This window comes from Acinetobacter sp. YH16040_T, from assembly GCF_024605785.1.
Lineage (GTDB): Bacteria > Pseudomonadota > Gammaproteobacteria > Pseudomonadales > Moraxellaceae > Acinetobacter > Acinetobacter amyesii.
In genome coordinates this window covers 17,685-35,251 of the sequence record NZ_CP094542.1, presented here as the reverse complement: position 1 = coordinate 35,251, position 17,567 = coordinate 17,685, and the positions used below count along the sequence as shown (strand labels likewise).

The 17,567-nt window shown below is 38.2% G+C and carries 15 protein-coding genes and 6 pseudogenes; 9 read left to right on the top strand and 12 right to left on the bottom strand.

Going from position 1 to position 17,567, the window contains the following annotated elements:
* Positions 1 to 35: 35 nt before the first annotated feature.
* A complete protein-coding gene (locus MST16_RS17160) occupies positions 36 to 449 on the bottom strand; it encodes a Cd(II)/Pb(II)-responsive transcriptional regulator (protein ID WP_005245163.1) in 414 nt (137 codons plus the stop codon).
* Between the two features lie 79 nt (positions 450 to 528).
* On the opposite strand from MST16_RS17160, the gene MST16_RS17155 reads away from it, so the two are divergent.
* Positions 529 to 933 carry a hypothetical protein gene (locus MST16_RS17155; protein ID WP_163146585.1) on the top strand — a complete coding sequence of 135 codons (405 nt, stop codon included), beginning with the start codon at positions 529 to 531 and terminating at the stop codon, positions 931 to 933.
* Positions 920 to 1,807, top strand: coding sequence for a cation diffusion facilitator family transporter (locus tag MST16_RS17150; protein ID WP_127800877.1), 888 nt, complete (start codon positions 920 to 922; stop codon positions 1,805 to 1,807). Before MST16_RS17155 ends, MST16_RS17150 begins: the two co-directional genes overlap by 14 nt.
* A gap of 84 nt (positions 1,808 to 1,891) precedes the next feature.
* Here the strand turns inward: MST16_RS17150 and MST16_RS17145 are convergent.
* A pseudogene (locus MST16_RS17145) lies at positions 1,892 to 2,116 on the bottom strand (efflux RND transporter permease subunit); the annotation flags it as partial.
* On the opposite strand from MST16_RS17145, the pseudogene MST16_RS17140 reads away from it, so the two are divergent.
* Positions 2,116 to 2,259, top strand: a pseudogene (locus MST16_RS17140) (antitoxin HicB); the annotation flags it as partial. The pseudogenes MST16_RS17145 and MST16_RS17140 overlap by 1 nt on opposite strands.
* A 252-nt stretch (positions 2,260 to 2,511) precedes the next feature.
* Here MST16_RS17140 and MST16_RS17135 read toward each other — a convergent pair.
* Complete coding sequence (locus tag MST16_RS17135; RefSeq protein ID WP_004658363.1) at positions 2,512 to 2,763, bottom strand: hypothetical protein; 252 nt, start codon at positions 2,761 to 2,763, stop codon at positions 2,512 to 2,514.
* Positions 2,764 to 2,957: 194 nt separating this feature from the next.
* Here MST16_RS17135 and MST16_RS17130 point away from each other — a divergent pair, with 194 nt between their 5' ends.
* A complete protein-coding gene (locus tag MST16_RS17130) occupies positions 2,958 to 3,179 on the top strand; it encodes a helix-turn-helix transcriptional regulator (RefSeq protein ID WP_004658364.1) in 222 nt (73 codons plus the stop codon).
* A 172-nt stretch (positions 3,180 to 3,351) separates the two neighbouring features.
* Here the strand turns inward: MST16_RS17130 and MST16_RS17125 are convergent.
* A protein-coding gene (locus MST16_RS17125) for an IS3-like element ISAba14 family transposase (protein ID WP_099046175.1) occupies positions 3,352 to 4,496 on the bottom strand; the annotation gives its coding sequence in 2 pieces (ribosomal slippage) (positions 3,352 to 4,232 and positions 4,232 to 4,496; 1,146 coding nt in all).
* 277 nt (positions 4,497 to 4,773) lie between these two features.
* Between MST16_RS17125 and MST16_RS17120 the strand changes: the two genes are divergently transcribed.
* On the top strand, positions 4,774 to 5,562 hold the full coding sequence (locus MST16_RS17120) for an aminoglycoside adenylyltransferase domain-containing protein (protein ID WP_038350081.1): 789 nt from the start codon (positions 4,774 to 4,776) through the stop codon (positions 5,560 to 5,562).
* A 126-nt stretch (positions 5,563 to 5,688) separates the two neighbouring features.
* On the opposite strand, the gene MST16_RS17115 is transcribed toward MST16_RS17120, so the two are convergent.
* Both MST16_RS17115 and MST16_RS17110 read right to left on the bottom strand, forming a co-directional pair.
* Positions 5,689 to 6,147, bottom strand: coding sequence for a DUF523 domain-containing protein (locus MST16_RS17115; protein WP_077170035.1), 459 nt, complete (start codon positions 6,145 to 6,147; stop codon positions 5,689 to 5,691).
* 234 nt (positions 6,148 to 6,381) lie between these two features.
* A protein-coding gene (locus MST16_RS17110; RefSeq protein ID WP_119285041.1) for an IS3 family transposase occupies positions 6,382 to 7,547 on the bottom strand; the annotation gives its coding sequence in 2 pieces (ribosomal slippage) (positions 6,382 to 7,289 and positions 7,289 to 7,547; 1,167 coding nt in all).
* Positions 7,548 to 7,739: 192 nt separating this feature from the next.
* Here MST16_RS17110 and MST16_RS17105 point away from each other — a divergent pair.
* The 3 genes and pseudogenes from MST16_RS17105 to MST16_RS17095 all read left to right on the top strand — a co-directional run.
* Positions 7,740 to 8,093 (top strand): annotated as a pseudogene (locus MST16_RS17105) (transposase zinc-binding domain-containing protein); the annotation flags it as partial.
* Positions 8,094 to 8,154: 61 nt separating this feature from the next.
* Positions 8,155 to 8,859, top strand: a complete 705-nt coding sequence (locus MST16_RS17100; protein ID WP_001067855.1) for an IS6-like element IS26 family transposase — start codon at positions 8,155 to 8,157, stop codon at positions 8,857 to 8,859.
* 39 nt (positions 8,860 to 8,898) lie between these two features.
* On the top strand, positions 8,899 to 9,300 hold the full coding sequence (locus MST16_RS17095; RefSeq protein WP_001183556.1) for a LysR substrate-binding domain-containing protein: 402 nt from the start codon (positions 8,899 to 8,901) through the stop codon (positions 9,298 to 9,300).
* Between the two features lie 136 nt (positions 9,301 to 9,436).
* Here the strand turns inward: MST16_RS17095 and MST16_RS17090 are convergent, their stop codons facing one another.
* Positions 9,437 to 10,252 carry an APH(3')-I family aminoglycoside O-phosphotransferase gene (locus MST16_RS17090; RefSeq protein WP_000018323.1) on the bottom strand — a complete coding sequence of 272 codons (816 nt, stop codon included), beginning with the start codon at positions 10,250 to 10,252 and terminating at the stop codon, positions 9,437 to 9,439.
* Between the two features lie 129 nt (positions 10,253 to 10,381).
* On the opposite strand from MST16_RS17090, the gene MST16_RS17085 reads away from it, so the two are divergent.
* Positions 10,382 to 11,086 carry an IS6-like element IS26 family transposase gene (locus tag MST16_RS17085; protein ID WP_001067855.1) on the top strand — a complete coding sequence of 235 codons (705 nt, stop codon included), beginning with the start codon at positions 10,382 to 10,384 and terminating at the stop codon, positions 11,084 to 11,086.
* Positions 11,087 to 11,139: 53 nt separating this feature from the next.
* On the opposite strand, the pseudogene MST16_RS17080 reads toward MST16_RS17085, so the two are convergent.
* The 5 genes and pseudogenes from MST16_RS17080 to MST16_RS17060 form a co-directional block, all read right to left on the bottom strand.
* Positions 11,140 to 13,404 (bottom strand): annotated as a pseudogene (locus MST16_RS17080) (tyrosine-type recombinase/integrase); the annotation flags it as partial.
* Positions 13,405 to 13,408: 4 nt separating this feature from the next.
* Positions 13,409 to 14,152: pseudogene (locus MST16_RS17075) on the bottom strand (hypothetical protein); the annotation flags it as partial.
* A gap of 63 nt (positions 14,153 to 14,215) precedes the next feature.
* Positions 14,216 to 15,348 (bottom strand): IS3-like element ISAba14 family transposase gene (locus MST16_RS17070; RefSeq protein ID WP_223155595.1). Its coding sequence is split into 2 segments (ribosomal slippage): positions 14,216 to 15,096 and positions 15,096 to 15,348, totalling 1,134 coding nucleotides; the frame shifts between segments, so codons are not numbered across the junction.
* Positions 15,349 to 15,419: 71 nt separating this feature from the next.
* Positions 15,420 to 17,033 (bottom strand): annotated as a pseudogene (locus MST16_RS17065) (hypothetical protein); the annotation flags it as partial.
* Complete coding sequence (locus tag MST16_RS17060) at positions 17,020 to 17,469, bottom strand: hypothetical protein (protein WP_002046161.1); 450 nt, start codon at positions 17,467 to 17,469, stop codon at positions 17,020 to 17,022. The pseudogene MST16_RS17065 and the gene MST16_RS17060, both read right to left, overlap by 14 nt.
* Positions 17,470 to 17,567: the final 98 nt, after the last annotated feature.

Below are 17,567 nucleotides of genomic sequence, written 5' to 3'. Positions count from 1 at the left end.
TACTTTTATACATAGACTTAAAACATTATGGGGTTTCAAATGGATAGTAAACAATATACTTGCCGTGTTACATGGTCAGCAGAATATAATGAGTATGTTGGGTTGTTCGAACCACAAGCACTAGCCATTTGTTGTAATTCAGCTTTAAGCGCCCTTAATTCTTTCATGCGTTTATTCACTAGTGCAAGTTGCTGATCAATTAATGCATTAACGCTAGAGCAGCTTTCTTCTGGCTTATTTTTTAATTCGATAAGACGTTTAATATCATTGAGTGATATATCTAGGCTGCGACAATGCTTTACGAATTCCAATTGTTTAAGTGCTTTGCTATCATACAGCCTGAAATTACCTTCTGAACGATTTGGATTTAACAGTAATCCTTCTCTTTCATAATATCTAATCGTTTGTATTGAACAGCCCGATTTTTTTGACAATTCGCCTATTTTCATCAATTTCCCCCAGACATTTGACTCTATAGTTACTATAGAGTCTATAGTATAAGTATGCAACGAAAAGGATATATAAAAAATGACTGAGAAATATTTAAACAATACGAATATCGTTAATTTTGAACACAAAGATATCCAATCCTTGATCGATCAACGTAGGTGGAAAAACTTGGATAACTTCAACAAAATTGGTGCCGCTTATCAGTTTGTAAAAGATGATTTTTGTGGTTATGGTGTTGCAACAAAGTGCTTTTCATCACCAGATACAGATTGGCGTGGAGAAAATACCTATATTCAAAAAGAAGGTATTCATGATGACTTTGGGCTTTATGATTCCCCTGATGAGTTCTATCTCGAAAAAGGGACTAACTTGTCGGGGTTCAAACGCTGGATATATCAACGCTTGATACGTCACTTGATTAATATGAATGTATCAAAACTAAGAAATAGAAAAGTACTAGAGGTACAAAATGCACAACCATAATCATAGTCATCAACATGGTAAAGATGACCGTATTGGTTGGGCATTTTTCCTTAATGTGACATTCACTATTATCGAATTTATAGGTGGTTGGCTCACTAACAGTACGGCGATAATGGCAGATGCAGTTCACGATCTTGGTGATAGTCTTTCAATAGGTTTTGCGTGGATTTTAAGTCGTTTTTCAGATAAAGAAGCATCAGATAAGTTTAGTTATGGTTATCGTAGACTTACTCTCTTTGGCGCATTGATAAACAGTATTGTTTTAATCATTGGCTCAATTTGGATTTTATTTGAAGCAATTCCAAAGCTGTCCAATCCTGAAATGCCTGTAGTCGAGGGGATGTTAGGGCTAGCGATACTCGGCGTTGCCGTTAACGGATATGCTGTATTAAAATTAAAAGCGGGTGAAACATTAAATGAGAAAGTGCTGACATGGCACCTTCTTGAAGATGTACTTGGATGGGTTGCCGTTCTTATAGTCTCTATCGTACTGTTGTTCGCTGAACTGCCGATATTAGATCCCCTTTTATCAATAGGGTTCACGCTGTTCATCTTGTTTAATGTTTTCAAAAACCTGAAATCAACACTCGTTTTATTTCTTCAAGCTGCACCCGATAAAGAGACTCAAAAGCGTATTAAACTATCACTAATGGAATTTCCTGAAGTTAATGGTATCCACCACATGCACTTTTGGTCACTAGATGGTGAAAGTCACGTTTTAACAGCGCACCTTGAGCTGAGTGACAACTTTGACGTTAAAGAATTAATTAGGCTTAAACAAGAAGTTGCAGCTAAATTATCTTCCTATCATTTATCGCATACAACGATAGAGTTTGAGTTTTTAAATGAAAATTGTCGGGATGAAGCGCAGTAAGCTTTATCAATAAAATGTTGGGCATACAATATTAAAAGCAGCTTAATTAGGCATAACCTAGTAATTAAGCTGCTTTTTTTGATTTTAAATTTCGTCGGATTGCTGTTTGCTACTCTCAGAGCCATGCGCCCATTGATATAAAATAGGCAATACAAACAAAGTTAAAATTGTAGAAGATACAATACCGCCGATAACAACTGTTGCTAGTGGTCGTTGTACTTCTGCACCAATTCCAGTGTTTAACGCCATTGGAATAAAACCTAAACTTGCGACCAGTGCCGTCATTAAAATAGGTCTTAAACGAATGATGTGCTGAGTTTCCATCATTGTCTTGGCTTGATGCGGATCAGTCTAAAGCATTCTCAGGAATAGAGGAGCTCGTTGCTGATGTTGTCGCTGATATGATTAGCAATAATGAAAAAGTTCCTACACCACTCTCCGGGAAAATATAGTAGGCAGTTTGTTGTCCTTGTTCTCAGTGGTTCAACAAAAACTAGCCCTCGAAGCCGCAGAACGTGGCGTGGACATAAATTGTTTAGTATCAGTAAAAAGAGCGATGTAATTTTAGTACGAGTGAGTGATAGAGCAGGAACCTATGCTTCATATATTCAGTAAATGGTATGTTTTTGAATTAATAGGTATTTTTAAATAAAGCTTTCTTTGATTTAGTGCTTTTTATTTAATAAATTAATTTTAAAAACAACTTAGGCTAATTGATAAACACTATCTGGAAAGATTAAAAGAAAATATTTTTTAATTTCTGCTAATTCATTTAAGGCAGGTTCCCTTTCAAGCAGTTGAAATGTCCAAATAAGTACAGCCTGATGATTATCATAGCAAGTATTTACTCCAAGAAAATTAGCCATTCCATAACTTCTATTGATGTTCATTTCTTTAATTAATTGATTTCCTAAGTCACGAGCTTGCTGGCTGATCAATAACTCATTTGGTAACACGGCGGTCATCTCCACAAAATAATCTAATGCAGGTTCAATCCTTATATTTAAAAAGTTATAATTTAGTTGAAATGGATAAAATATACTTTCTATAAGTTGTAATAACCTGCTGTAGGTTAATTTTAGCAAAGTATTACTCAGTCAACAACTTCAAATAACCCACAGCAAGTTATTTTTTGTAAATTAATTTAAATATGATTACTTGTAAGTTATCTAGCCTCATGGGCGATAGAAAAATTTTAAAATTAAGTGAAGTGGTGCATGCAACAGGTATCAATCGCAACACGCTCACAAGTATGTATTATGACCGTGCTGTACGTATTGAATTACCAGTCGCCGATAAGTTGTGTAAGTACTTTAACTGTACGATGAATGATTTGTTTGAGTTTAAGGAAGAAGTTGAAGAAAAAGATTAACTTAATACTTCGTTTGATAAGTTTTTCGAAGAAAAAGACTAGCCAATACTTAGTTTGATAAGTTTTTCTCTGCAGATCTAATATTGAATTTTATAAAATATCATTACAAACAGAGGTGGTTCCACTTGTTTGAACAACTAAAAGCGTATTTATAAGTGATATTCCGCTCTAGTTAAGCCACCTTGTTTTGTTGGGGTAGCTGATCATAGTAAAACTCATTTGGTGTCATTTTGTCTAGACTCGAATGAGGTCGTTTCAGATTATAAAACTCAAAATATGCACTCAATTGCTTTTTCGCATCTGTGACACTGCTATAAGCTTTGAGATACACCTCTTCATATTTAACGCTCCGCCATAATCGTTCAACCATCACATTATCTACCCATCGACCTTTACCATCCATACTGATTTGAATGCCATTTGATTTCAATACATCAATAAATGCATCACTGGTGAACTGACTGCCTTGGTCTGTATTCAATATTTCAGGTGATCCATATTTTTCAATCGCTTCATTTAAAGCCGAAATACAAAAATCCACCTCCATACTAATCGATACCCTATGCGCAAGTACCTTGCGGCTATGCCAATCAATCACAGCACATAAATAAACAAAGCCTTTTGCCATAGGGATATACGTTATATCCGTAGACCACACTTGATTACTGCGCTGAATAGCCAATCCTTTGAGCAGATATGGATATTTACGGTGAGCTTGATTAGCCTGGCTTAAATTTGGTTTGCAATATAACGCCTGAATACCCATTTTCTTCATTAAAGTACGTGTATGACGTCGTCCTATATGATGCCCTTGACGATTCAACAAATCACGCATCATACGACTGCCTGCAAAAGGATATTGCATATGTAATTCATCAATACATCGCATCAGCTTCAGATCTGATGAGCTAACAGGTTTTGGGCGATAATAATAACAACCACGAGAGACTTTCAGTAACTTAGCTTGTTTAGATACTGAAATCTGAAGTGAGTGATCGATTAACTTTTGTGGTTGAAGCGGCCCAGTTTCTTCAACACACCTTCTAAAAAATCAATTTCTAATGCCTGCTCACCGATTTTTGCATGTAACTTTTTAAGATCAATGGGAGGTTCTGATGGAGCTTTTGATTGATCGAAAGCTTGTGAGGAAGCTGAGATCAATTGATTTTTCCAGTCAATAATTTGGTTTTGATGAACATCAAACTCAGAACTCAATTCAGCAAGTGTTTTTTCTGCTTTGATCGCAGCAAGTGCTACCTTAGCCTTAAAGTCGTTTGAATGATTTCTTCTTGGTCTACGTGCCATAAAATACTCCATATATTGATGTTTATAACATCATTTGAGGAGCAGAGTATCACTTATAGGAGTTGTTCAAATTTCCGGATCCATCTCTAAGTGAGGAGGAAATGACTCTTACTATTCAGATGTTGTTTCAAGCTTTTTTTGATTGATAGAGTTTTATGTATTAAACTCTATATTGAAAGTAAATATATTGTAAAAATAGTATGTTATTTACTAATTGATTAAATTATTTACACTTATTCTGTATAATGCTCTATGAATTCATTACTTATTTTTTTAAATTAAAAATCATATGCAAAGCTTAAATGATGAAGAGTGTCGCCAAGTTGAAAGTGTAAAACAGCTTTTACAAAAAAATTTTAAAGATAAGCTTTATGCTATTTATTTATATGGTTCGTATGTTGATGGTGGTTTAAAACATAAAAGTGATCTTGATATTTTAGTTATTATTGAACGTGAAATTACCGATCAGGAAAGAAAACAATTAGCGCAGAATTTTCTAAATATATCTGTTCCGATTGGTCATGCTACAGCGCGTGCCTTAGAAATTACGATATTAGAAAAAGGGAGTATTACCAATAAAAATCATCCATATACATATCAGCTACAATATGGCGAGTGGTTGAGAGAAGAATTACTCAAAGGTGAATTACTTTATAGTCAATCTGATCCAGATATTAGTATTTTACTTAAAACTGCCCAATTACATAACATTACTATCTTTGGACCTGATATTTGCGATTGGTTAAATCCAATTAGCTATGAACAATTAATATTTGCCATGCAAAAAACTTATCCACAAATTATTGCTCATTGGAAAGACGATCAGGATGAATGTAATCAAATTTTAGCGCTATGCCGTATAGCTTATACATTAGATCATAAAACAATAGTTGCCAAGGATGTTGCTGCGACATGGTTTTTAGAATTCTTAAGTCAGATAGATCAAGACATTTTGCAACTCATAATAGATGAATATATTGGGCAAGGTCATGAGCAATGTTGGTTAGTTTTACATGATCAGCTTGCTAAAATTGTTAAAGAATTACAGCATAAAATTGAACCACTACTTTTTAACTGATGTGGAAGTAATGGATATGCTTCTTAGATTATTACCTCACTATATCTCTAAATACCGAAGAGACTTGATATTGCAAAGGGGGGCGTGGTTGGAGTTGCATGAAGATTTTAAATAAAAGCGGAGGAACTAGGGTAAAAGTTGCCAAAAAGTTTCTTCTGAAATGACTTTTATATTATGACGTTTAAGCAAAGCGGAGGTAACTCCATTGCCATAGATCTTATTCCCATTAAATTGACCATCGTAAATCATTGAACTACCACATGAAGGGCTATTTTCTTTAAGCACTACCAGAGTAGCTTTTAATAATTGAACTTTTTTTAAAGTTCTATATGCCCCTTCAATATAGATTGAAGTCACATCCTTTCCTGATTTTTCAATTACACAGGCTTTTCCATCTAAGACATCATCGCCATTACCTCCCGAAATCTCGGCAGGTTCGCGTGGTGTTGATAAACCGCCAAGAATCTCTGGACATACCATAGTAGCTTTTCCATCTTTGACTAATTTTTCGATTTTTTCGTTTAAGCTATGCGTCCCGTTATAACGTACCTTTAAGCCAGCCAGACAAGAACTTACTAAAATCATATTTCCTCTATGAAAAAGATATGTATCGATTTGCTATTTAGCCAGTACCTATTATTTTTTAAAATTAATAGGTTAGTGCTATGGATAAAACAAGAATTTAAATATGATCAATGCAAAGTGAGTTATTTTTTTTCTAACCCACAAAGCTTATAGATTAGTTTGATCCTTTTTGTTTAGAAAATTTATCAACAGTGATGTGTGCTGAATTAGCAGGAGACTTTCACTTGGGAGATTCTAGGCAGCTAACCGATAAAAGTCTTCTGCCATTTGATTTGGTGTCTTAAAATCCAAGCCTTTTTGAATTCTTCGCTGATTATAAAATAACTCTATATATTTTGTAATATCCGCTTTGGCTTCTTCCCTTGTTTTGTAGTTGCGATGATGGACTAGTTCATTTTTGAGTATGCCCCAGAAACTCTCTATCGGTGCATTATCAAAGCAGTCGCCTTTTTTGCTCATTGAACCCTGAAAATCAAATTTCTCAAGTAAGTTTCGATATTCATTACTGCAATATTGGCTGCCTCTATCTGAATGTACAATGAGATCTTTAGCAGGTTTCTGATTGCGAATAGCCATATTCAATGCATCACAAACAAGCTTGGCTGTCATGCGCTCATTTAAGCTATAGCCAACAACCTGTTTCGTGTAAAGATCTTTGACAGCTGCCAAGTACAACCAGCCCTCAGCCGTCCAAATGTAGGTAATGTCACTCGACCACGCAAGATTAGGCTTCGTCATTGAAAACTGTTGCTTGAGTAAATTGTCATAAATAGAACGGTTGTGATCACTGTTCGTGGTTCTTTTGAAACGCTTATGGCGCTTACAATACAACTGATTTGATTTTTTTATTTGGCGCACAGCATACGTACTTATTTTGATACCTTGCGCTTGTAAATGCTTGGTTAATCGAACATAGCCATAGCTTTGTTTGGTTTCTTCATGGGCTATTTTGACCAAAATTGTCTGCTGATTTCGCTGAATTGATCTTTTACTCATGCCTCGCTTTAGCCAATCATAAAAGCGAGAAACGGATACACGAAGTAATCGAGCCATTAAAATAATCGGAAATAAGTGGCTTTGCGATTTCATATAGGCGTACCTCACTGACTTTCTTTGGCAAAGTACGCTGCTGCCTTTTTTAAAAATTCACGTTCCATTTCAGCTGTTTTGAGCTGTTGTTTAAGCTTCTTATTTTCTTCGAGTAAGGCGTTTAGATCGGGCGAATACTGTTTTGTGCCTGCTAAAGTTCCAGCCTTTGCTTTGTTATTCCAGTTCGAAAGGGTTTGCATTGAAATGCCAAGTTGTCTAGCGGATTCCGATACATTACCTTGGTTCTCTTCAATGGCTTTTATGGCTTCAGCTTTAAATTCTGCGGTGTAAGTCTTCTGTTTCTTGCTCATGGTAAACTCCTAATGAGTATGTATAGTTTACCAAGTTAAACCCTCCTGTTTTTTAAGCACACATCAATAGAGTGGGAGTGACGGGCACTGGCTGGCAATGTCTAGCAACGGCAGGCATTTCGGCTGAGGGTAAAAGAACTTTCCGCTAAGCGATAGACTGTATGTAAACACAGTATTGCAAGGACGCGGAACATGCCTCATGTGGCGGCCAGGACGGCCAGCCGGGATCGGGATACTGGTCGTTACCAGAGCCACCGACCCGAGCAAACCCTTCTCTATCAGATCGTTGACGAGTATTACCCGGCATTCGCTGCGCTTATGGCAGAGCAGGGAAAGGAATTGCCGGGCTATGTGCAACGGGAATTTGAAGAATTTCTCCAATGCGGGCGGCTGGAGCATGGCTTTCTACGGGTTCGCTGCGAGTCTTGCCACGCCGAGCACCTGGTCGCTTTCAGCTGTAAGCGTCGCGGTTTCTGCCCGAGCTGTGGGGCGCGGCGGATGGCCGAAAGTGCCGCCTTGCTGGTTGATGAAGTACTGCCTGAACGGCACTGTTGCAAATAGTCGGTGGTGATAAACTTATCATCCCCTTTTGCTGATGGAGCTGCACATGAACCCATTCAAAGGCCGGCATTTTCAGCGTGACATCATTCTGTGGGCCGTACGCTGGTACTGCAAATACGGCATCAGTTACCGTGAGCTGCAGGAGATGCTGGCTGAACGCGGAGTGAATGTCGATCACTCCACGATTTACCGCTGGGTTCAGCGTTATGCGCCTGAAATGGAAAAACGGCTGCGCTGGTACTGGCGTAACCCTTCCGATCTTTGCCCGTGGCACATGGATGAAACCTACGTGAAGGTCAATGGCCGCTGGGCGTATCTGTACCGGGCCGTCGACAGCCGGGGCCGCACTGTCGATTTTTATCTCTCCTCCCGTCGTAACAGCAAAGCTGCATACCGGTTTCTGGGTAAAATCCTCAACAACGTGAAGAAGTGGCAGATCCCGCGATTCATCAACACGGATAAAGCGCCCGCCTATGGTCGCGCGCTTGCTCTGCTCAAACGCGAAGGCCGGTGCCCGTCTGACGTTGAACACCGACAGATTAAGTACCGGAACAACGTGATTGAATGCGATCATGGCAAACTGAAACGGATAATCGGCGCCACGCTGGGATTTAAATCCATGAAGACGGCTTACGCCACCATCAAAGGTATTGAGGTGATGCGTGCACTACGCAAAGGCCAGGCCTCAGCATTTTATTATGGTGATCCCCTGGGCGAAATGCGCCTGGTAAGCAGAGTTTTTGAAATGTAAGGCCTTTGAATAAGACAAAAGGCTGCCTCATCGCTAACTTTGCAACAGTGCCATTTTAAGCGTTATGCTAAGCCCAGGAAGCCGCAGGATCTTTTGAACCACAACTGCATTAACGTCCGCTATTCTGATACGAGTGGATTGTACGCCTGGGAATTCGAGAAAGATGCTCAGAAATTCAGTCTGAAAGTCAAAGGGCAATATATTGCGAACAGCACGATTCATCAGCTCGATGCAGCATTAGACGGGCTGGGGATTGCCTATATTCCCGAGTATGTTGCAGATGGATATATCAAAAGCGGCAAGCTGATTGCTGTTCTGACCGAGTGGTGTCCATATTTTGACGGCTACCATATTTATTATCCTCACCGCCGACAGGATTCTCCTGCGTTTATGGCTTTTCTGCAAGTTTTGCGTGACAGGTACAATAATGGAATAAGATAAATTTATGAGTAAAGGATTATGTCCACGATAAGCACCTGGGTCGATTCCTGGGAGGCGGCCATGAGGGTAGGGAAGCGCCGTCCCGTCAAGTCAGCGTAATGCTCTGCCAGTGTTACAACCAATTAACCAATTCTGATTAGAAAAACTCATCGAGCATCAAATGAAACTGCAATTTATTCATATCAGGATTATCAATACCATATTTTTGAAAAAGCCGTTTCTGTAATGAAGGAGAAAACTCACCGAGGCAGTTCCATAGGATGGCAAGATCCTGGTATCGGTCTGCGATTCCGACTCGTCCAACATCAATACAACCTATTAATTTCCCCTCGTCAAAAATAAGGTTATCAAGTGAGAAATCACCATGAGTGACGACTGAATCCGGTGAGAATGGCAAAAGCTTATGCATTTCTTTCCAGACTTGTTCAACAGGCCAGCCATTACGCTCGTCATCAAAATCACTCGCATCAACCAAACCGTTATTCATTCGTGATTGCGCCTGAGCGAGACGAAATGCGCGATCGCTGTTAAAAGGACAATTACAAACAGGAATCGAATGCAACCGGCGCAGGAACGCTGCCAGCGCATCAACAATATTTTCACCTGAATCAGGATATTCTTCTAATACCTGGAATGCTGTTTTCCCGGGGATCGCAGTGGTGAGTAACCATGCATCATCAGGAGTACGGATAAAATGCTTGATGGTCGGAAGAGGCATAAATGCCGTCAGCCAGTTTAGTCTGACCATCTCATCTGTAACATCATTGGCAACGCTACCTTTGCCATGTTTCAGAAACAACTCTGGCGCATCGGGCTTCCCATACAATCGATAGATTGTCGCACCTGATTGCCCGACATTATCGCGAGCCCATCTATACCCATATAAATCAGCATCCAGGTTGGAATTTAATCGCGGCCTCGAGCAAGACGTTTCCCGTTGAATATGGCTCATAACACCCCTTGTATTACTGTTTATGTAAGCAGACAGTTTTATTGTTCATGATGATATATTTTTATCGGCACTGTTGCAAATAGTCGGTGGTGATAAACTTATCATCCCCTTTTGCTGATGGAGCTGCACATGAACCCATTCAAAGGCCGGCATTTTCAGCGTGACATCATTCTGTGGGCCGTACGCTGGTACTGCAAATACGGCATCAGTTACCGTGAGCTGCAGGAGATGCTGGCTGAACGCGGAGTGAATGTCGATCACTCCACGATTTACCGCTGGGTTCAGCGTTATGCGCCTGAAATGGAAAAACGGCTGCGCTGGTACTGGCGTAACCCTTCCGATCTTTGCCCGTGGCACATGGATGAAACCTACGTGAAGGTCAATGGCCGCTGGGCGTATCTGTACCGGGCCGTCGACAGCCGGGGCCGCACTGTCGATTTTTATCTCTCCTCCCGTCGTAACAGCAAAGCTGCATACCGGTTTCTGGGTAAAATCCTCAACAACGTGAAGAAGTGGCAGATCCCGCGATTCATCAACACGGATAAAGCGCCCGCCTATGGTCGCGCGCTTGCTCTGCTCAAACGCGAAGGCCGGTGCCCGTCTGACGTTGAACACCGACAGATTAAGTACCGGAACAACGTGATTGAATGCGATCATGGCAAACTGAAACGGATAATCGGCGCCACGCTGGGATTTAAATCCATGAAGACGGCTTACGCCACCATCAAAGGTATTGAGGTGATGCGTGCACTACGCAAAGGCCAGGCCTCAGCATTTTATTATGGTGATCCCCTGGGCGAAATGCGCCTGGTAAGCAGAGTTTTTGAAATGTAAGGCCTTTGAATAAGACAAAAGGCTGCCTCATCGCTAACTTTGCAACAGTGCCTCTTTTTTGCTTTTACCCAAGGACAATCTGTGTAGGTCTTGATCATTTCTTTTGAACCGAGCAAAGTTATTGCTAGATAGTTAGCAGCACTGTGGCGTAATGTATGAAAACTAAAGCCATGATGCATACCTAATATTTGACTAAACAAATCTACTGTAATTTTGCTGATACATTGATCAGTTAATACACGATGATTCACACTAAAAAGTAGATCATCCTGCTGATTAACCAAATATTGCTCATAACGATGTTGTATGTAACGTTGTACTACTAAAAACTCATGTTCTGACAATGCAATTTTCAATGGTATTTGACGATTCGCACTTCGCGTTTTCAGACGGCGATATGAATTGTCTTGGATATGAAGCGTGATATTATTAAAAACTGTATTTTCTTTTTCTTTATAAAGTAGCTCTGGGCAAATAATATCTTGTATTTTAAGACAACGAACTTCATTTAATCGAAGTCCAGTTCTATAACTTAGTAAATACATCAGCTTTAAACAACTCAGATGATCGACCCACTCTGATGCCGTTGGCTCTTGACTTAAATTTTCTAGTTTTTCCAATAATTTGCCAAATAGCAAAGGACTCACTAGCCGTGCATTGCAAATTTGTAAATGCTTAAAACTTGAATTCTGTAACACCAATACCCCTGGAGCATCATAATTCTCTATACAGAATTGATGAAAATCTTTTAGGCGACCAAAACGGTATTCTGCGCTTTGGTGCATCTTACGAGAGGTTTTTCCTTTCACCGAATCTCGTTGAACTGCTTTTTCATCACGTTCACTGCTGTATTTCAATAGCTGCCGATATAAATCCTCATAGTCATCTATGGATTGTTGCTTTAAATCTAATTTATTGAGCCAAATCTCAAATATAAATTCTTTGCCAAACGATCCTAAGTAGCTTTCAATAGTTGATAATTGAAGCCCTCGTTTTTTTAAATGCATTAACCAGTGAATTAAGCGTAGTTGAGCATCAATTAAAGACTTTTCCTCCGTATTAGCATCAACTATCTTCTCCTCTAACACCCTTCTAGTTTCTTGCCAAAAACGTAGCGTGCGTTCTTCTTTATTCCTCTTTTTATCTAAACGCTCAACTTTTTGACCTTTACGTTTCTTTTGACCAAACAACATCAACTCATACGGAATCGTTTGTAATTTGCTTTGAACAGTCGGAACTTCAGGAAGTAACTGCTCTTGTTCAAAATGAATAGGGCGATTATCTGGTTCTGTGACTTGATTGTAATCATTATTCCACAGCAATCTAAATTCGGATGGCCTTAAAGCAACAGTATTAATCTCTTGCTGAAGCACATTACTCAAAAATATATCTATGCTGAGGTTTGGATTAAATTCGAGTACCATTTGCACATCATTAAATGCACGAAATCCACGGCGTTTAATTTGATATTGCAGATCCCCAAGACTTTTTTTCCTGCCTATCTTACTCAAGCTTTCTAAAATACAATCTTCAACTGAATGTTGCAGACAAAATTCTTTCTGAGCAGCTTTCAACTTTTTTAAATATTGCAAAATGAACTGCGCATATGGGTTAAAAAAAACATGTTTCCATTGGTACAACTTTCCCTGTTCTACATCGTTGCCATATTGAGAGTTTTCAACACGATAATGTAGTAACAATGGATTAGTGATTTTTTTGTAGTCCGAATGGTATAACCGAAAACAATTCAGATCTGTACCAAGCTCAATGGCCTCCTGCAATTGCTTCTGAATAGCAATCAAATGCTGTTCATCTGCACAGCCTGAAATATATATAAAACTTAAGCATAAATTTCCCCATAAGTACTTTGGTTCATTCCAATATTCAAATGAATCTTGCCAATACTGCCTTAATTCCTTAAGTACATGGATATGTAGATGCCCCTGTTCTAACCGTGACTCTGTACTCTCAATTTTTCTAGGCAGTACGATCCGTTTAGTATGTGGATTTAGCTTAATTCTGTATGATTTTTTATCTACATTCTGGTTGAATTGCTTCCTTCTTTTATTAAATTCATCTTCAGTAAATTGCATCAGTTTTGATTGTTCGTCTCGGCTCAACTTTTGACTCAAACAATCAACACTATCTTTAATGTCATGCCATTTTTCAGCGATCTGCTGATCAAGTTTTTGCTGCATTTCTTTCGTCAATACTTCAGGTGGAGAAGGCTGTCTATCTAGCGACTTTTTCACCATTTTATGAATATCAACAAATAGATCATCTAGTTGTGGTTTTATTAGTTCTTTGATTTTTTGCATACAACTATTTTCGCTCTAAGTGTTTAATCGATAAAGATTTGACATTATCTTGCAATTGCTGGCGGGCTTGCTGTACATAGACATTCGGGATAAGTGAAGAATGCGGATGAAAAGCCTCTCGGTCACGTTGGTCATGACCATACAGGGCCTGAATTAAGTGAAAAGCTAATGCTGGTTTACCCTCTTGCTGCTCATGCATCAAAAAGTTCATGTCAAAATGACGTAACCAATTCGAATACATATTCTTTGGAAAGACTCCTTGCATATATGAATTCACCCATTTTCTCGATAAAGGGATTAACTTAATTTTCCTGCTCTGCCATTCTTTGACAGTTATCGGCAAGATATCTTTACTAAAAATGACCTTACCAAAAAGATCATTTACAGTTATCTTCTTCTTTGCAAAGACTTGTCTAAAAAATGAACCGTACGCTTCAATAATTTGTTCTAAAAAGGCAGTGTAATTTTGCAGTGTTTTTATGAAAAAATCAGATAAAGGGATAAAACGACCATCTTTTCTTGCTTTACTATTTTTTTTATCATTCACATATAAAAGCTTGAGCTCAACACAATAATCATCCAAATTCCCCAACAGGTTTTTTTTAGGCCGACTTGCCAAACTCAACAAACTGATATGCCACATCCAACACGCATATGCATTAAGTTGATTAATAATGTGCTTATCTTCTTGGATGTTTTCGTGACAATGTCTATGTAAAATATGGAATTGCTCTTTCACAAAATTGGGTTAGAGGTGGTCCCACTTGTTTGAACAACTAAAAGCGTATTTATAAGTGATATTCCGCTCTAGTTAAGCCACCTTGTTTTGTTGGGGTAGCTGATCATAGTAAAACTCATTTGGTGTCATTTTGTCTAGACTCGAATGAGGTCGTTTCAAATTATAAAACTCAAAATATGCACTTAATTGCTTTTTCGCATCTGTGACACTGCTATAAGCTTTGAGATACACCTCTTCATATTTAACGCTCCGCCATAATCGTTCAACCATCACATTATCTACCCATCGACCTTTACCATCCATACTGATTTGAATGCCATTTGATTTCAATACATCAATAAATGCATCACTGGTAAACTGGCTGCCTTGGTCTGTATTAAATATTTCAGGTCGACCATATTTTTCAATCGCTTCATTTAAAGCCGAAATACAAAAATCCACCTCCATACTAATCGATACCCTATGCGCAAGTACCTTGCGGCTATGCCAATCAATCACAGCACATAAATAAACAAAGCCTTTTGCCATAGGGATATACGTTATATCCGTAGACCACACTTGATTACTGCGCTGAATAGCCAACCCTTTGAGCAGATATGGATATTTACGGTGAGCTTGATTAGCCTGGCTTAAATTTGGTTTGCAATATAACGCCTGAATACCCATTTTCTTCATTAAAGTACGTGTATGACGTCGTCCTATATGATGTCCTTGACGATTCAACAAATCACGCATCATACGACTGCCTGCAAAAGGATATTGCATATGTAATTCATCAATACATCGCATCAGCTTCAGATCTGATGCACTCACAGGTTTTGGGCGATAGTAATAACAACCACGGGAGACTTTCAGCAGCTTAGCTTGCTTAGATACTGAAATCTGAAGTGAGTCGTCGATTAACTTTTGTGGTTGAAGCGGCCCAGTTTCTTCAACACACCTTCTAAAAAATCAATTTCTAATGCCTGCTCACCGATTTTTGCATGTAGTTTTTTTAGATCGATGGGTGGTTCTGTTGGAGCTTTTGATTGATCGAAAGCTTGCGAGGAAGCTGAGATCAATTGATTTTTCCAGTCAATAATTTGGTTTTGATGAACATCAAACTCAGCACTCAATTCAGCAAGTGTTTTTTCTGCTTTAATCGCAGCAAGTGCTACCTTAGCTTTAAAATCATTTGAATGATTTCTTCTTGGTCTACGTGCCATAAAATACTCCATATATTGATGTTTATAACATCATTTGAGGAGCAGAATATCACTTATAGGAGTTGTTCAAATTTACGGATCCATCTCTGTTCAAGTGCCAGTTGGCTCCCTATCCTTCCTATAGATAATGCAGATTGCACTTTGAATTGTTGTTGCAATATTTTTAGTTCAGCCGTGTCTTCAGTAAAATGTGTGGAATGTGGTGTAAGTGCTTTTTCTAAAAAGGCTAGATATGTGCTACTGAGTTGAGTTTTCGGTAGCCCGCCATAATAGATACCAGGCATGTGATGCTGACTATCCCGCCCAGCAATTACATGAGCAAGATATTCATTATATGTTTCATAATATATATGAAAATATAATTGAGCCTGCAGTTTTTCTACAGTGATCGAACCTACAAACCGATTATCAAGCCAATTCTTAAGTTTCGTATTAATGTGTGTTGATGAAATTAGTGGATTCGATGCTTGTTCTATATAGTCAAACCAAGCAGAAGGTAAATGTAGTTGATGTGTCATCACTTCATTCCACCGCACATGATTTAAGCTCTTAATCTTCTGCTCTGTAATTTTAAGATTTAATTTGAGTAAATATTCGCGACGTCTACTTGAACCATTCTGGATCAAAATTCCATCTTGAATAAGCTCGTTAAAATCCATCAGTGCGACGGGTGATAATCCCGTCAAAAGTGACAATAAACATGCTGCAGCGATTGCAGCATCCCTCCAGTGCCCGGATAACTCGGTTCTCAACACATAAACAATTTGCTTCAGTATATCTGGCGCCAAATAATGTGGATTTGTAACAAAAGGAGCATGACGGCGCTGGCGATGCCGCATTAGATGCGTCGCATTATCGCTGAGTATATAATTTAAATTTTTAGACTTTTCATCTTCTGAATAAAACTCCATTTCAGGATCTAATAGATCAACTTCACCCTCTTCATCTTTGTGAAGAGCGGCATCATAAATACTAATCTTTGCGTTATGTCCAATATCTACTTGCTTACCCGTTTTAATTTCACGAAATTTTTTGAGTTCATTTTTCGTCGGCCATTGCAAAACTTTGCTTTTTTTTGACTTACGCTGACGATGAACTACACGACGATCATCTAGTCTTTTAAAAATTATTAATAGAGCCGATAAATACTCTATGACTTGTACTTGTTCGAAATCTTTAATATTAAAAAGTTGATTACGATCCTCTTTTTTCAAATTACGTTCGTACGTGACATAACAATTTAGCAGCTTACTACATTCATGAAATAATTCAGCATGATTAGAATCCAGCACATATCGTGAGACATAGCGTAATAGGTCACAAACATGTTTTTGCTTATTCTCAGCTTTATCAATTTTTGCAAATTCTTGATACTGCCGATATGTTAAAAAACTCGCTTGTAGAATCAAATAACGTTGCGATGACAGCTCTTGTGTATTACTAGAATCTGGACATGCAAAAAAACTCACAGCAGCTAAAAAAGAATACTTACCGATCTGTCTGGAGCCTGATATATAGCTATAAATTTGTTGTGCTAATTTGTATAGAGCGTAGACATCTTTATACAAATCATCTGATAGATCGACAAATTGTGTATTTACAATATCATCACGTAATAGACAATAATCTTGTTGATATTTTTCTGCTAAATCTAAGAATTGCTCTTGTGTTTCAATGTTTGGCATATTCATTTTCGCTTAATATTTTTATCACGTTGCATTGTTTAAATTCATTGTGATCAGAACGATTTGGTAAAAGTTGATCCTTTATTGAATTCTTTGTTAGCTTAAAAAATCTTGCAAAAAATTTAGCATCCAGTTCTTTCTGAGCTTTTCTTTCAAAGCACAAGTGTTGTTGTGATTTTTCGATAAAATCATCAAGATTATGTATCAACTGTAAGATTGCAACATAATTAGAATGCACACGTAAGCCTGGCTCCGTTTGCATCAATAGCAAGATTTTTTGCCAAATTTTCACATAGATTATTTTGAACTTTGCTTGTACTACTACTTTCTGACTCTGTTTAATCTTTTTGATTTTCAGTAGTTCTGAGTTAATTTTTACTATCTCAAGTTGAACATTTTTTCGGTCAAAGCAAAAGGGCATGATAAATTGCCCCATAAAAATTTCTATATTTTTTACCAAATAGTCAAATCTTAACATTTTTATCGATTTAAAAAATGAGCATATCTTTGTATATGAAACTTCATTTAATTTAT

Coding starts and splice junctions, on each gene's coding strand:
- MST16_RS17115 (WP_077170035.1), bottom strand. CDS start 6,147: ATGATTTTAGTAAGTTCTTGTCTGGCTGGCTTAAAGGTACGTTATAAC.
- MST16_RS17130 (WP_004658364.1), top strand. CDS start 2,958: ATGATTACTTGTAAGTTATCTAGCCTCATGGGCGATAGAAAAATTTTA.
- MST16_RS17100 (WP_001067855.1), top strand. CDS start 8,155: ATGAACCCATTCAAAGGCCGGCATTTTCAGCGTGACATCATTCTGTGG.
- MST16_RS17085 (WP_001067855.1), top strand. CDS start 10,382: ATGAACCCATTCAAAGGCCGGCATTTTCAGCGTGACATCATTCTGTGG.
- MST16_RS17060 (WP_002046161.1), bottom strand. CDS start 17,469: ATGGGGCAATTTATCATGCCCTTTTGCTTTGACCGAAAAAATGTTCAA.
- MST16_RS17155 (WP_163146585.1), top strand. CDS start 529: ATGACTGAGAAATATTTAAACAATACGAATATCGTTAATTTTGAACAC.
- MST16_RS17090 (WP_000018323.1), bottom strand. CDS start 10,252: ATGAGCCATATTCAACGGGAAACGTCTTGCTCGAGGCCGCGATTAAAT.
- MST16_RS17150 (WP_127800877.1), top strand. CDS start 920: ATGCACAACCATAATCATAGTCATCAACATGGTAAAGATGACCGTATT.
- MST16_RS17120 (WP_038350081.1), top strand. CDS start 4,774: ATGCAAAGCTTAAATGATGAAGAGTGTCGCCAAGTTGAAAGTGTAAAA.
- MST16_RS17160 (WP_005245163.1), bottom strand. CDS start 449: ATGAAAATAGGCGAATTGTCAAAAAAATCGGGCTGTTCAATACAAACG.